This is a genomic window from Psychrobacter sp. JB193 (assembly GCF_002285555.1).
In the GTDB taxonomy this organism is placed as follows: domain Bacteria; phylum Pseudomonadota; class Gammaproteobacteria; order Pseudomonadales; family Moraxellaceae; genus Psychrobacter; species Psychrobacter alimentarius.
Genome location: NZ_NRGY01000002.1, coordinates 239,864 through 254,687, shown reverse-complemented (window position 1 = coordinate 254,687; position 14,824 = coordinate 239,864). Strand labels below are relative to the sequence as shown.

13 protein-coding genes are annotated in these 14,824 nt (G+C 44.4%); 7 read left to right on the top strand and 6 right to left on the bottom strand.

All coding sequences use genetic code 11. The features are described 5' to 3' along the window. The first annotated feature begins 34 nt into the window (after window positions 1-34). The 3 genes from clpP (at window position 35) to CIK80_RS08835 (ending at window position 3,436) form a co-directional block, all read left to right on the top strand. On the top strand, window positions 35-673 hold the full coding sequence (gene clpP, locus CIK80_RS08845) for an ATP-dependent Clp endopeptidase proteolytic subunit ClpP (RefSeq protein WP_179207239.1): 639 nt from the start codon (window positions 35-37) through the stop codon (window positions 671-673). A gap of 106 nt (window positions 674-779) precedes the next feature. Beyond that, window positions 780-2,054: an ATP-dependent protease ATP-binding subunit ClpX gene (clpX, locus tag CIK80_RS08840; protein WP_062845553.1), complete on the top strand. Its 1,275-nt coding sequence runs from the start codon at window positions 780-782 to the stop codon at window positions 2,052-2,054. A 353-nt stretch (window positions 2,055-2,407) separates the two neighbouring features. Then, window positions 2,408-3,436 carry an SDR family NAD(P)-dependent oxidoreductase gene (locus CIK80_RS08835; RefSeq protein WP_095569713.1) on the top strand — a complete coding sequence of 343 codons (1,029 nt, stop codon included), beginning with the start codon at window positions 2,408-2,410 and terminating at the stop codon, window positions 3,434-3,436. A gap of 264 nt (window positions 3,437-3,700) precedes the next feature. Here CIK80_RS08835 and CIK80_RS08830 read toward each other — a convergent pair whose 3' ends face one another. From CIK80_RS08830 to argS, 3 genes are all read right to left on the bottom strand, one after another. After that, a complete protein-coding gene (locus tag CIK80_RS08830; RefSeq protein ID WP_095569712.1) occupies window positions 3,701-4,795 on the bottom strand; it encodes a PTS sugar transporter subunit IIC in 1,095 nt (364 codons plus the stop codon). Between the two features lie 158 nt (window positions 4,796-4,953). After that, the gene (locus tag CIK80_RS08825) at window positions 4,954-5,757 is read right to left on the bottom strand and encodes an SPOR domain-containing protein (protein WP_095569711.1); all 804 of its coding nucleotides are present in this window, start codon (window positions 5,755-5,757) and stop codon (window positions 4,954-4,956) included. A 120-nt stretch (window positions 5,758-5,877) separates the two neighbouring features. After that, on the bottom strand, window positions 5,878-7,707 hold the full coding sequence (argS, locus tag CIK80_RS08820) for an arginine--tRNA ligase (protein WP_095569710.1): 1,830 nt from the start codon (window positions 7,705-7,707) through the stop codon (window positions 5,878-5,880). Window positions 7,708-8,169: 462 nt separating this feature from the next. Between argS and CIK80_RS08815 the strand changes: the two genes are divergently transcribed. Next, window positions 8,170-8,388, top strand: a complete 219-nt coding sequence (locus tag CIK80_RS08815) for a DUF2788 domain-containing protein (RefSeq protein ID WP_062845557.1) — start codon at window positions 8,170-8,172, stop codon at window positions 8,386-8,388. A gap of 124 nt (window positions 8,389-8,512) precedes the next feature. Here the strand turns inward: CIK80_RS08815 and CIK80_RS08810 are convergent, their stop codons facing one another. From CIK80_RS08810 to cmoA, 3 genes are all read right to left on the bottom strand, one after another. Further along, window positions 8,513-9,649 carry a DUF1176 domain-containing protein gene (locus CIK80_RS08810; RefSeq protein ID WP_095569709.1) on the bottom strand — a complete coding sequence of 379 codons (1,137 nt, stop codon included), beginning with the start codon at window positions 9,647-9,649 and terminating at the stop codon, window positions 8,513-8,515. A 32-nt stretch (window positions 9,650-9,681) separates the two neighbouring features. Continuing rightward, window positions 9,682-10,716 (bottom strand): tRNA 5-methoxyuridine(34)/uridine 5-oxyacetic acid(34) synthase CmoB, encoded by a 1,035-nt coding sequence (gene cmoB, locus CIK80_RS08805; RefSeq protein WP_095569708.1) that lies wholly within the window; start codon window positions 10,714-10,716, stop codon window positions 9,682-9,684. Between the two features lie 83 nt (window positions 10,717-10,799). Next, entirely contained in the window at window positions 10,800-11,570 is a 771-nt protein-coding gene (cmoA, locus tag CIK80_RS08800; protein WP_095569707.1) for a carboxy-S-adenosyl-L-methionine synthase CmoA, read from the bottom strand. 224 nt (window positions 11,571-11,794) lie between these two features. Between cmoA and msrA the strand changes: the two genes are divergently transcribed. From msrA to CIK80_RS08785, 3 genes are all read left to right on the top strand, one after another. Further along, window positions 11,795-12,316 carry a peptide-methionine (S)-S-oxide reductase MsrA gene (gene msrA, locus CIK80_RS08795; protein ID WP_095569706.1) on the top strand — a complete coding sequence of 174 codons (522 nt, stop codon included), beginning with the start codon at window positions 11,795-11,797 and terminating at the stop codon, window positions 12,314-12,316. Between the two features lie 137 nt (window positions 12,317-12,453). Further along, the gene (gene tmpT / locus CIK80_RS08790; RefSeq protein ID WP_095569705.1) at window positions 12,454-13,110 is read left to right on the top strand and encodes a thiopurine S-methyltransferase; all 657 of its coding nucleotides are present in this window, start codon (window positions 12,454-12,456) and stop codon (window positions 13,108-13,110) included. A gap of 215 nt (window positions 13,111-13,325) precedes the next feature. Next, the gene (locus CIK80_RS08785; RefSeq protein ID WP_095569704.1) at window positions 13,326-14,798 is read left to right on the top strand and encodes a lytic murein transglycosylase; all 1,473 of its coding nucleotides are present in this window, start codon (window positions 13,326-13,328) and stop codon (window positions 14,796-14,798) included. Window positions 14,799-14,824 lie beyond the last annotated feature (26 nt).

Genomic DNA, 14,824 nt, shown 5'->3' with positions numbered 1-14,824 from the left:
TCGCATTACTGCCAACCCACATTTTGATATGCTGATGAGTGCGCACAATGAGGTGCAAAATACGCAAGCGGCACCCCAGAGCGCGTTAGTCCCTATGGTTGTTGAGCAATCATCACGCGGTGAACGCTCGTTTGATATCTTTTCACGCCTATTGCGTGAGCGTGTGATCTTTTTGACCGGTCAAGTTGAAGACCACATGGCCAATCTAATCGTCGCCCAGTTGTTATTCTTAGAAGCAGAAAACCCTGATAAAGATATCCATTTATATATCAATTCACCAGGTGGTTCAGTCAGTGCAGGTTTGGCGATTTTTGATACCATGAACTTCATCAAGCCTGAAGTATCTACCATCTGTATGGGCGGTGCTTATAGCATGGGTTCATTCTTATTGGCAGCGGGTCAAAAAGGCAAACGTTATTCACTTGCCAATGCGCGTGTGATGATTCACCAGCCTTCAGGCGGCGCACAAGGCCAAGCGACCGATATCGAAATCAATGCGCGTGAAATTCTAAAAACTCGTGCTCGCTTAAACCAAATTTTGGCCGAGCGTACGGGCCAGCCAGTAGAGAAAATCGAAAAAGACGTCGAGCGTGATTTTTGGTTAGATGCGCAAGAAGCCAAAGAATACGGTTTGGTTGATGAAGTATTAGAGCGTCGCCCTGACTCTTTGTAATATTGAGATAAAGCCTTGTTAATCATCGAATACCTCAGCGTATAAGCGCTGGCATTCGTGTGAATCATTAGAATACTTATAAGCTTAAATTTTAGGAGCGCCTTTTATGGCAGAAGATACTACCCCGCATTGTTCGTTTTGCGGCAAAGCCAAAAGCGATGTACAGCAGCTGATTGCCGCTGACGATGCCAATATTTGTAATGAATGTATTGAGCTATGTACCGATCTAATCGCAGACAGTGCTGAAGACAATGACGACGATAGCGAGATTGATACCTCTTGGGTCAATAAAAAGCTACCAACGCCAAAAGAGCTGCGCGCCAAGCTTGATGAATATGTCATTGGCCAAGACGCTGCCAAAAAAGCCTTATCTGTTGCCGTTTATAATCATTATAAACGTCTAAAAGTCAGCCAGACACTAGCTCGTGACAGCAGAAAAGCCAAAATCGGCGCGGATGATGCGATGGTAGAGCTTGCCAAAAGCAATATTTTGCTGATTGGTCCAACGGGTTCTGGTAAGACACTGCTTGCGCAAACCCTAGCACGCCTGCTTGATGTGCCATTTGCTATGGCTGACGCGACGACCTTAACCGAAGCAGGCTATGTCGGTGAAGATGTCGAAAACATCGTGCAAAAACTATTGCAAGCATCTGATTATGATGTAAGTAAGGCTGAGCAAGGCATCATCTATATTGATGAGATCGATAAAATCAGTAAAAAAGGGGATAACCCTTCTATCACACGCGACGTATCAGGCGAAGGCGTACAGCAAGCCCTACTAAAGCTCATCGAAGGCACGGTTGCTGCTATTCCGCCACACGGTGGTCGTAAGCATCCACAGCAAGAGCTGATCCAAGTTGATACAAGCAACATTCTTATCATCGTTGGTGGTGCATTTGCTGGTCTTGATAAAGTGATTCAGCAGCGTACTGAAAAAGGCGGCATTGGCTTTAACGCGGATGTTAGCTCAAAAGATGACAGCCGTCGCAGCTCAGATTTGCTACAACAGGTTGAGCCAGAAGATCTGATCAAATTTGGTCTCATTCCTGAACTGATTGGTCGTTTGCCTGTGCTTGCTGCGCTACAAGAGCTTGACGAAGAAGCGTTAGTGCAAATTCTAACTGAGCCAAAAAATGCTTTGGTGAAACAGTACAAATATTTGTTTGATATGGAAGGCGCTGAAATCACTTTCACACAAGAAGCACTTGATGCCATCGCCAAAAAAGCCATGGAGCGTAAAACAGGTGCACGTGGTTTGCGCTCTATCGTAGAAAACGCGCTACTTGAAACCATGTACGAGCTGCCATCGATGAAAGATGCCAAAACTGTGATGGTTGATGCTGATGTCATTAACGAAGGTAAGATCCCTAAGATTGCTTAATGTCGTTTACCAACATAGTGCGATTGGAATGAATTTTTCGTAGCCTCTGTTTAGCAGTAAGCAAGGAAAATTTAGATCAATTGCACGTAACTAGTAATTGATCGAACTTATTTAGTATCGACTGGCTTATACAAAAAAGCGTCTGGCATCCTATGCTAAGACGCTTTTTTTATGTCTGTTTTAGCAGTTATTCATTGAGCGATTGAAGTGACAGCCGCGTCTATGAAACGTAAACCGTGCTACTCATAAATCATGCTAAGGTATATAGTCTATTTAAATCGTCCTATTTAACTTTTAATATTATTACTGGTCTATTGCTCACTTATCGCTCATTAAACAAAGGATTGTTTATCATGCTGAATAATATAACCACTCTGGCAACATCATTACGTCAACACCTACCCTTTCCCCCCTCCAACTATGAGAACGATGATACTACGCCTTATTATCGTAATCATGTTGCTGCTATCACTGGTGCAGGTTCTGGCATGGGGCGCGAGCTTGCGCTTCATCTAGCAAAAATGGGCTGCCATGTCGCCTTGTCAGATATCAATGCGGAGCAGCTGGCACAAACCAAAGACATGCTGGCCGGTTACGATATCTTCGTCACAACGACTGTGCTTGATGTCTCAGACAATCAGGCCATGCAAGCATGGGCGGATAGTGTAATGAGTAATCATGGCAAAGTGCACTTTATCTTTAACAATGCAGGCGTGGCGTTCTCCTCGACGATAGAAGGCGCTAGTATTGAGGAGCTTGAATGGGTAATGGATATCAATTTTTGGGGCGTGGTTTATGGCACCAAGGCATTTTTACCACTCATCAAAAACAGTGTCAAACAAAGCGAATTGACGAGTGATCATCAAGACAATCAACCCCGCCAGTTTAAAGAACACGGTCATATTATTAATATCTCAAGCTTATTTGGTTTGACCGCTCAGCCTTCTTACTCTGCTTACAATGCCAGTAAATTTGCGGTGCGCGGCTTTACAGAAAGCCTGCGCCAAGAGCTTAATATTCAGCAATGCGGTGTGTCAGCAACTTGCGTGCATCCTGGCGGTATTAAGACCAATATTGCCAATAGTGCGCGCGGTAATGATAGCGTTAGTACGGTTGGTATGCCTACTGGTGAGAAAGCCATTAGGAGCTTTAACAAGTTATTAAAATTCGATGCCAGCGAAGCAGCTTGGGTTATTTTACATGCCGTCGCGACCAATCAGCAGCGCTGCTTGATTGGCAATGATGCCAAGATGGTTGATGCGATTCAGCGGGTCTTTCCAGCACATTATAGTCAAGTGCTAAACGACATCACCAAATTTTCTCGAAAGCTAAAACCGCGACGTACTTCTAAGCACAATCATAAAACGGATGTTACGTCATAAGTAAAGACGTTCTATCGTAGGCACTCAAAATCAAAAAACCCAGCTAACTAGACAGCTGGGTTTTTTACTCAGTACGTGAGTAATAATGAACATTCAAATCAGACCAAATATAGCCAAGCCACTATAAAATACATATCTTGCTGCGAAGATAATTTTTATGTCGCCTTTATTCGCGCAGACAGAGCTAACAAGGAACATTTATCTTAGTAGCGCGTTGCCATGTTTGTCATCATTTTATTTGGGACTGGCCATAGCATACAGCTATTAAGGCAGTTTCATATCGCCATCAACCAGCCAGCCCACACGTCGCATGATATAAGCAACCAAACCTGCGATTATCGCAGGCAATACAAACATCAGTAAGACAATGGCAACCCATAGCTGCGTCGTACTCATGATGCCTTGTGATGCTTCAATGACACCAAACACACCAACTAGGCCAGCCGTACCCATACCCGCACCTGTCGCCGTACAGGCCAAGCCAAAACCAACGGTGGCAATCGGCCCAACAATCGCACTGGCGATAACCGCTGGTAACAGGACTAAAGGTTTTCTAAATACATTGGGGATTTGGAGCATGCTGGTGCCAAGACCTTGAGAGACGACGCCACTAATACCGTTGTCCTTAAAACTGGCAACTGCAAAGCCAATCATATGCGCTGCACAACCAACAACTGCGGCACCGCCCGCCAAACCGCCAAGTCCAATCGCAATACAAATAGCGGCGCTTGAGGTCGGCAGTGTCAATAAAATACCAACCACAACAGCAATGACAATGCCCATCAGTAATGGCTGTAATTCAGTGGCTGCCTGAATACCTTGCCCAATAGCAGCAACACCTGCCACGATGGGCGGATTGAGCAGTGCGCAGACCAATAAAGCCACTGCGCAAACCAGCAACGGCACCAATAAAATATCAAGCTTCGTCTTGCCAGCAATCCAAGTACCAGCGCGATAGGCAAATACCGAGGTCAAATACGCCCCTATCGGATTACCCGGCACTGCTACAAATGTCGCAGGGCCGCCAACTTGTGAGGTAAAAAGCGTCCCTGCCATTAATGCTTCAGAATGTGCACCCAGCATACCGGCTACCAAGCAGCTCAGCATCACTAGCGTTGGCGCTTTTAGATAATAAGCAACTCCGACGCCAATGCCAGCGCCCATCAACACTGAGGCCAGCTTGCCAACTGCCACCAATGCTGGCAAACCTAACCATCCACCAATCTGCGAGATGATTAGACCTGCAATCAACGTGACAAATAGTCCCAATGCCATACCTGTGAACGCATCGATAAAATACTTTTGAAAAAAAGCTTTGATCGTGTTGGATGGCGGTATTGCTGAGTCAGATACAGTCATGGCCTTACTCTTTATAAAGGGTAAAATAAAATTGGATAAACCAAAAGATAGAAGATTTTAAAGACAGAGGTTTTTATAGAGAATTAGAATCAAAAAAAGCGTCATTGCGACGCTTTTTTTGATAAACAGACTTTTAATGCTACTAAACGTTCTTCACTCTAACGGCGCTGTTCGACAATAATAGAATCAATACCATTGTTTTGTAGACGCTGCTGAGCGGTGGTCACTGCCTGACGATTATTCATTGGACGTGAGATGACCTGATAAATTGGTAAGCCATTGCCTGTGGTGTTTTTTACCACTCTTGCGTCGACACCCGCCATCAGTACTTGCGCACGGCGACGATCTGCTTCATCTGCATCACCGAAGCTGTTGATTTGCAAAATGTAGGTAGCAGGCTTAGCTGGCTGCACACTTGCCGTACCAGCACCTGCATTGTTTGCCCGATTGCTCGTATTATTATTACTGTTGCTATTGGTAGCTGGCGCCTCATCATAAGTCGCATCTTCTTCAACGATAACAATATCGTTGCTACCATTGCTGGTTGTTGCGTTATTACCACCACTTGGCTCAATTGTCGTACTTTCAGCGATACCAAAATTACCCGTATCATCAGGCTGAGTCACAACAACGTCCGGCTCAAAGGCACCCATGTTATCTGATTGATCAGTGTCCGTATCAGTGATCTCTTCATCAGGAATGGTGGCCATTTCTTGATTGGGTAAGATATCATAGAACTCATAATCGCTGTTATCAGTATCTGTATCAACGCGTGGCTGTACCTGCCTGTCAGGATCATTCTCAGCGCTGCTATTAGCAGGGCTAAAATCGAATAACGGTGAAAGGTAGATAAATACCCCGATCATTAACGTCAAAATCGCACCGACAAACATCCATAATAAGCCTGATACGCTACTTGATTTGCGCTTTTCTGTTGCGCCTTTAGGTTTTTTGGCTAGCATGGATCTGGTTCTCCCTACAGAATCTATCTATCATCAATTTATTGCTATCAGCTGTCTATACTCATTCTACATGCTAGAAAACTATCATATATCAGACAGCTACCACATGTTAGAAAGTTACTACATACTAGACGGTGCAGACAATCCTAACAGCCCCAAGCCATTGGCCAATACTTGTCTGACTGCCTTGGACAAACGCAAACGTGCCTGCATTAAGTCTAGCTCATCAGCACTTGGCGTTTCACCTGAGGTGACGCTCACTGGCAAGATACGATTGGTGTCGTACCAGCCGTGGAATAAGGCAGCAAGCTCTTTTAGATAGTTGGTCAAAACGTGTGGCTCGTAGCCTGTCGCGGCACGTAATAACGTCGCCGGATATCCTGCCAACAACTTAATCAGCTCGTCTTCATTGGGCGCGGTCAGCAAGTCCTGATGTGACAAACCAAGCGTATCATCTACCGCAAGACCATGACTTTGTAGTTTTTCTAACACTCGGCAGACGCGCGCATGTGCATACTGGATATAATAGACTTGGTTGTCTTTGCTTTGTGATTTGGCAAGTTCCAAATCAAAATCAATATGTACTTCAGGCTTACGAGCGACATAATAAAAACGTGCCGCATCGTTGCCCACTTCAGCACGCAGATCGCGTAGGGTAACAAATTGACCCGAGCGCGACGACATTTGCACTTTTTCACTACCACGCCATAACGCCACAAACTGTACAAGTACTACGTCTAAACGCTCTTCATCGATCCCCAAAGCCAATAGAGCAGCTTTTACACGTGGCACATAACCATGGTGATCAGCGCCCCAAACGTTGATAACCTTATCAAAACCGCGATCGAACTTGTTTTTGTGATAAGCGATATCAGAGGCAAAATACGTTGACTGACCATTGGCACGGCGTACCACACGGTCTTTTTCATCGCCAAAATCGGTCGATTTAAACCAGATATTGCCGTCTTTTTCGTATAGGTAGCCTTTTTCATCTAGAACTTGTAGTACTGGCTCAATCTCGCTATCGATAGATCGTTCGCTAAACCAACACTCATAACTCACACCAAAGTCATTTAAATCATCTTTGATATCGGCCAAGATACTGCTCAATGCCGCATTTAAAAATAGCTCGTAGCTATCGCCAAGCAGGGCTTTGCTACCCGCAATCAAACCGTCGATGTGTGCTTCTTTATCGCCTGAGACGACCGTTTTTTCACCATCAGCACTGATCTCAAACTGAGCATCTTCTGGCGCATCCTTGGCAACGTCTGCAAAACCATGGACGTAGCTGTCGCCATGTTGCATTTTTAGTGTCTGGGCGATATCACTGACATAGTCACCTTGGTAGCCATTGACTGGGAACGTTATTTGCTCACCATTTAACTCTAAATAACGCAAATAGGTACTGGTCGCTAAAATATCCATTTGACGACCCGCGTCATTGACATAATACTCGCGCGTGACATCGTAGCCGATTGCTTCTAGTAGGTTTGAGACACTCATACCAAACGCAGCACCGCGACCGTGACCGACGTGCAGACTTGACGTTGGATTGGCAGAGACGAACTCAACTTGTACCTTTTGACCGTCAAACTGATTACTCAGACCAAAACGTTCCTGTAAAGTAAAGATATCATCTAATACCGAAAACTTGGCTTCCGAGTTTAAAAATACATTAATAAAACCAGGACCTGCGATTTCTACTTGGCGAATGTCTTGGTTTTCTGGTAGCGCGTTGACGATTTTTTCGGCAAGCTGACGCGGATTGGCTTTGGCAGCTTTGGCCGCAGTCAGCGCAATATTGCTGGCAAAATCACCATGGCTCAGATCTTTGGTACGCGTGATTTGGCTGTTATTTTGCCAATCATTAGGTAGCGTACCGTCGGCTTGTAGCGTTTGAATGGCATCATTAAATAGGGATGCAAGTGTATCAATTTGGGTTTGTGACATAGGGTTTTGAACTCAGTTAAATAAACAACAAAAACAGGGCAAAAATGTGGCGAATGCGAGCAATCGATAACTGCTTATTATAATAGCGACCGATATTGCAGGGGACAAAAAATATAAAAACAAATAACCTGTAAATATAGCAATCTTTGCGCTTCATTGCATCATTTGCACCAAAATTAGCACTAAAATCTTACGCTTATGACAAATAGCCTTAATAACCTATCAAATAACAAGAAGGGTTTGTACTTTTGACTATGTTAAATTCAGTTATATTCTATCTATCACTTCGTATTGCAAGTAAATACTAAATAACTGGCTAGGCCAATTGTAGCGTTCCTGTTTTTCGATACTGAGCAGTCGTTTATACCTACCTGCTTCCGCGTTATAATAGTGGTTTGTACTGCGCTTCTAAACCAGATAAATCCTAGAAGACGCGTTACTACTTTTTTATAGGATTACACCATGTTTGCTATTGCTGCCAGTACTATTACCAGTTGGGGCTTGTACGTTTTATTGCCGATATTCATCGCTTTTTTATTCTTTATTATGTGGGACATCTCCAAAACATCTGAAGCTGGTCGTGCCGGTACTTTTTGGATATTTGTCGCATTGGGCGCAGGCTCTGTCGGTTTTATACTTAAGATAATAATGGAAGTGGCTTTCAAAAGATGGCTAATATAACCTGTCTTTTTTTATTTTATTCTGTCAGCGTAGCGTAGCAACGTAATTACTTATGCCTGTCTCACTTGACAGCTTATAACAGCCTTATTTGATAGCGTCGTATCAGTTTATATTAAAGTCGACTTTATTGAGTGTCATCCACTTTGGTTGTAATCTCGCTTACGTAGGTTGGTAAATCCCAAGCGCCACCAGCAAAGCCGCGACACATTCCTGTACTCGTCTCTTCGCTTTTGGTAAACGTTTTACCATCCCAAATCCATGTCGCATGATTCCAGCAATCACCGATGCCACGGTCTTTATTAGCTGCCCAGATTTCACCTGCCTCATACTCATTGCCTGCTGTCGTGATAAGCATAGGATTGCTAGGTTTTTCATGATTAATGAGCCAATAACCAGTGCTTGAGTTATAAGGACCAGACCAACAGAGATGGCTGGCTAACGTATGAGTGGCGTCTACGGGTGTAAATTCCCAGTCTAGTCTATCAGTGCGATACTCTGACATCCGTTGATACGCTTCGGTTTTTGGATTAACCAGTTCACAAGCACCCATCGCATTTCCAGCGCCTGTGAGCTGCTCAGAATCAATATCGACCCACTTGTTTATATTTTGCTGAAAGTATTTAAGTTTTGATGGGGCTAGTGCATTGCTATCCTTTGCTGAATACGCAAATGCTTTTTTGATGGTGGGTATTGGCAATGCTGCTTTAGGGGTTTGTCGATTGCGATTGTTTTTACCGACCAGTGCTATTGGTGTTCCTACTCTTCCTTGTACATCATCGAGCTTGAGCAATACTGCCGACATCCCTTTGTCACTGATATACCATTGCTTGTCATCCGCTCTGATCTCTATCTTGGTTGCGACACGAGCATGGTTGATCAGTGCCTGCGTTTGCTTGGCGGATAAATCATATATTAGAGAGTCTTTTGCAGCTGGCTGTAAAGTCCCATAATTTTTACCATTTAACCAAAGCTCAGCATGATCAAAGCTATCCTCTGAAGATTCTAATGTAAATTGAACTCGTGCTGTTGGCAGGGCTAATTTTGGCAATACTGTAAGCAATATCGAGGCTGGCGTATCTAATTGACTCTCATCTGCATACCCTGCTGCGCGGCAAGTCAATGTATTATCACAAACCACTTGCCAATCGTCCTGTACAAAGCCCCAGCCTTCATACGGTGTCCCATAGGCAGCATGAGCTGATATGGACGTTAGTGGCAGAACACCCATCATAGCGCTGAGTAAAATCGTTAATTTTTTCACTGTCCATTCTCCTTATGAAAGGTCAGTACGTGCTATTTTTTGGCAATTAAGGTTGCGCGCATCGGAGCAGGATAGCCTTCGATTGTCTTTGTGGAGTCATTGGGATCTAAAAAATCTGCTAACGAATGATAGGTCATCCATTCGGTTTGACGCTGCTCTTCCACAGACGTTACCGCCACATCAACACAGCGCACGTCTGAGAACCCCACTTTTTCTAACCAACCGATTAACGCTGCGACTGAGGGTAAAAAATACACGTTATTCATCTGAGCATAACGATCATGTGGCACCAGTACGGTATTGGCATCGCCTTCGATGACCAACGTCTCAAGTACCAACTCACCCCCTTTGACAAGTTGTCCTCTTAGCTGCTGTAAATGCTCAAAGGGCGACTGACGATGATAGAGCACACCCATACTAAATACAGTATCAAATAACTGGCTATACTCTGGTAACGCTTCTAGTGGTACAGGAATATAATGGGTACGGTAGCGGCCAGTCTCATGAGCATCAGCACTACCGATAAAATGCCTAATCGCCATGAACTGATGATAAAACAAGCAAGACGGATCAATAATGATGACCGTGTCAGCACCAGCACCAGCCATGCGCCAACCGTGATAACCAGAGCCGCCGCCCACGTCTAATACACGACGACCGTCAAGCCTACCCAAATACGGCGCAACTCGTCGCCATTTCCAATCACTGTGCCACTCGGTATCAATCTTTATCGACGATTCATCATTACCAATCTGAAAAGGGCCTTTGCGCCACGGCATCAGCTGCTTTAACAACGCTGTCGTTTGTTTATGCTGAGACTGATTAAGACTCGCGTCAATCGTCAATGTATCACTATTAAGATCGACGTGATTGACGGGCAACTGTGGTAAACGCGCCACTGACGCTTGATAAGCAGGTGCATGTGCGTAATTGGCCTTGTCTTTGATAGCATTTAACCATGTGGGTAATCGCGTCAGCCATTCATAAGCACTCGGCTGCTGCTGGGCCAGTTCTAATAGGGTTAAATACAGTTCGCGTTCGGCGTGCGTGATCGTGTCGTTAAGCATAAAAACAGGTTACCGTGTGAATCAAAGACAATATGAAAGTTATTTTTTAAAAAGTTAAACGTTATTTTCATGCCTCGCCAGCATTATTTAAACGCCACAATAGAGACAAAGTTTAGAAACTGAAACCATGTCAAATGACGCTTAAACCCAACGTGATCAAGCCGTGCATGATGCTCATCTAGCGTATCCGTAATCAGCACATTTTCTAGTGCATTGCGTTTACCGCTGATTTCCATCTCGGTATAGCCATTGGCGCGTTTAAAATCATAATAACGCTCAACCAACCATGCATCATACTGCTCATCAAAGGCATGCGTTTTTTCGGTCAACACCAATATACCGCCTTCGCTCAGCGCCGTATGTATCTTCTCTAACACCGCGACTCTATCGGCTGCTGGCAAAAACTGTAGCGTTAAATTTAAAATCACCATGTCGCACGGCTCAAGCTCAACGTCACGAATATCCGCGGTGATGACTTCGATATCATGCTCAGGATAATTATCACTCAATAACGTCGTGGCTTCGGTCGTCATCGCAGGCGAAATATCAATCGCTTTGATTTGCAAATCTTGCGGATCAAACTCGCCAGCCAGCGTCATACTGGCAGCGCCTAATGAACAACCCAAATCATAAACACGGCTGACACGTTGACCACTGTCGCTCTGTTGGCGATACTTGCAGTGACGGCGGGCAAATATGGGCAGCATGGCCAATACCTGACCGTAACCAGGGACACTACGGCGAATCATATCAGGAAAACATGCCACCACTTGCTCATCGAAGGAAAAACGCGCCGCTTTATCTAATGGCGTGGTAAATAGGATGTCGTGTTTAGCAGGATCAGGTTGGCTCATAAGGCGGCTCGTTTTTTGATAATAAAGCTTACATTAGAATATAGGTGTGTGTTTTGCCAAATCCGTTAATCAAGAGTAGGCGAACGTAGCAAAAGCCCATTATAACATTACTGTTTGTTACTTATCGCGACTAGATGCCCTGCTAAGCTAAATGCGTATTGCTGAGTGACTAGTTAATGAGTGACTGGCACTTGGCTCATACTTATAAAAATAAGGAAAAAATTATGCAAACCATCGTATTAGGCGGCGGCTGCTTTTGGTGCACCGAGTCGGTATTTTTATCTATAAAAGGCGTACAGTCTGTCGTATCTGGCTATATGGGCGGAGATGCGGTTTCTGCCAACTATAAAGATGTCTGTAGTGGCAATACTGGACACGTCGAAGTCATCAAAGTCGAATTTGATGAGTCTGTCGTACCATTAGAAGTCATACTTGATGTCTTCTTTGCCACCCATGATCCCACCACGATGGATCGTCAAGGTAATGATGTCGGCAGTCAATACCGCAGTGTGGTGTTTTACACAGACGAAGATCAAAAACCAACGGTTGATCGTACCATTAATAAACTGCGCGATATGGGTCTTAATATCGTCACAGAAGTCCATCCTGCGATTGAGTTTTTTGAAGCAGAAGACGAACATCAAGACTTCTTTAACAGAAATCCAGGCCAAGCGTATTGCAACTTTGCGATACCGCCAAAGCTTGCCAAACTGCGTAAAGAGTTTAGTCAGTATATGACAAGTTAAATGAGTGATTAAAAAATCATGTTCGATACTAGCCAAACGCTTAGATAATAGGTGTTTGGCTTTTTATTGGGTTCAGCCTTTTCAAATAAGACGTTATTATAAAGATATCAACAGATAACTATAGGTAGGCGTAAATTATGAATCCTGAATTTTGGCAAAATCGCTGGCAAGAAAATCGTATTGGTTTCAATCAATCTGCAGTTAATCCATTGTTGATAAAGTATTGGTCATCGTTAAATGTACCAACAAGTAGCCGTATCTTTGTGCCTTTGTGTGGCAAATCAATCGATATGGTTTGGCTAGCAGCACAAGGTTATGATGTGGTCGGTGTTGAATTGGTGAAATCGGCTGTACAAGCCTTCTTTGCAGAACAAAACATCGAGCCGACTATCTATCAACATGCAAAAAACCCAGATATTAAATGCTATCAAGGAAAGCTTCTAAGTCAAAAAGTAGAACTATGGGTCGCTGATATCTTTGCGCTAACCTCAGAGGATACTGGCAAAATTAAAGCGGTCTACGATAAGGCAGCTTTAATTGCTTTACCAGCCGATATGCGTTCCAACTATATCGAACAGATAAGCGAAATTAGCGGCAATGCGCCACAGTTGCTAATAACGCTCAATTACGATCAAAGTAAAAAGGATGGGCCGCCCTTCTCTATCAATCATGAGCAAGTGCAGCAATATTATGGCAGTCATTATCAAATTGCTGAGCTGACAAGTGACCCCGCTTCTATAGGCTCAATGCCTGATCTAAAAGTCAGCGAGCAGGTTTGGTTATTGAGTGAATAATAAACAAGTGATTCATCAAAAAAGACTGTAAAAAGCCAGTAGTTATTAGATTTTCTATTTCCAAAAACCTCTCACAATATCACGGTAACGTCAGCTTATAGTAACTGAGTGCTGCGATACCTTTTCTTTATTATTGAGATTGGTTACTCTAAGTCCATACTGCCATTAGTCGCTTTTATCTCCATTCACGATTTCGATGCTTATAGGATATTTTCATGCGTTTGACTCCTTTCTCTACTTTATCGCTGCTTAGTATGGCAGTTGGCCTCAGTCTTGCCAGCACAGCACAAGCTGCGCGGCCACCAGCACCAGACTTATCCAACAGTGAGTTTCAACAATGTCTGGATAGACTGCAAAGCTCTAGCAAATTTAGCGGCGTCAACAGCTCTACGTTTAATAACTATCGCCCTACCCAGCCCGATCCTAGTGTGATTCAGTCGCTCAACTACCAACCCGAGTTTCAAAAAGACGTTTGGGATTATTTATCAGTGCTTGTAGATAAAGAGCGTGTCGAGGATGGTATCCGAGCTAAGCGTCAATGGCGCGATACACTCCGTCAAATAGAATCGCGTTATGGGGTAAAAGCTGAGCATGTCTTGGGGGTATGGGGTGTCGAATCTAACTTTGGTCAGACTTTGGGCAAAAAACCCTTATTTGAGTCTTTAGCGACGCTATCCTGCTTTGATCGTCGTCAGAGCTATTTTCAAGGGGAGTATGCCAACGCCCTAAAAATCGTACAAAACGGTGATATTGCACCGAATGACATGACAGGCTCTTGGGCAGGTGCCTTTGGTCAAACGCAATTTATGCCGAGCACTTTTTTAGAATTAGCAGTCGATTTTGATGGCGATGGTCGTCGTGATTTGGTCAATAACGTGCCTGATGCCTTGGCTTCTACTGCCAACTTCTTAGACAAACGTGGCTATCGTACGGGCGAGCCTTGGGGCTATGAAGTCAAGTTACCTAGCGGCTTTTGGGCAGCCTCTAATCGCAAAGACAAAAAATCTATCAGCCACTGGCGCAACCAAGGCATCACGCTTGCCAATGGTAGCCCATTGCCTTCTGACTTGAGTAGCGCGGGCTTATTATTACCAGCGGGTATGGAAGGTCCTGCGTTTTTGGTCGGTAAAAACTTTGATACGTTTTACTCGTACAATGCATCAGAAAACTACGCATTGGCAATCGCGCACTTATCAGATTTGATCACGCGCGAAGACAGCAGCAAAACCGACTTTGTGACTGCATGGCCAACAGATGACCCAGGTATCAGCCGTCAGCAAGCCAAAGATATTCAGCAAGCGTTAATCAATGCAGGTTACGATATTGGCGGTGTTGATGGTATCATCGGAGACGGTACGCGCACAGCAATTCAACAATACCAGTCTAGTCGCGGTATATTCCCAGCCGATGGCCGCGCTGGTCAAAAGTTCTATCGTGCCATTGTTGGCAATACTGCACCTAGTGGCGCTCAATCTACCAATCAATATGCTCAACCATCAAATAGCCAGCCATTACAACCTGCTTCTGCTGACCGTATGGGACAGCTGATTCAACAGCAAACGACCCCTTCTAACACTTACTCAACACAGCCATCGGCTCAACCAGCAAACTCTGGTAATGTGCGTTATCGCCGTGTCACTGATGCTAGTGGTGCTGTGAAGTTGGTTCGTGTGGATGAAGGGTCGTAGTATTAAATGATCTAGTGGGTACAAAA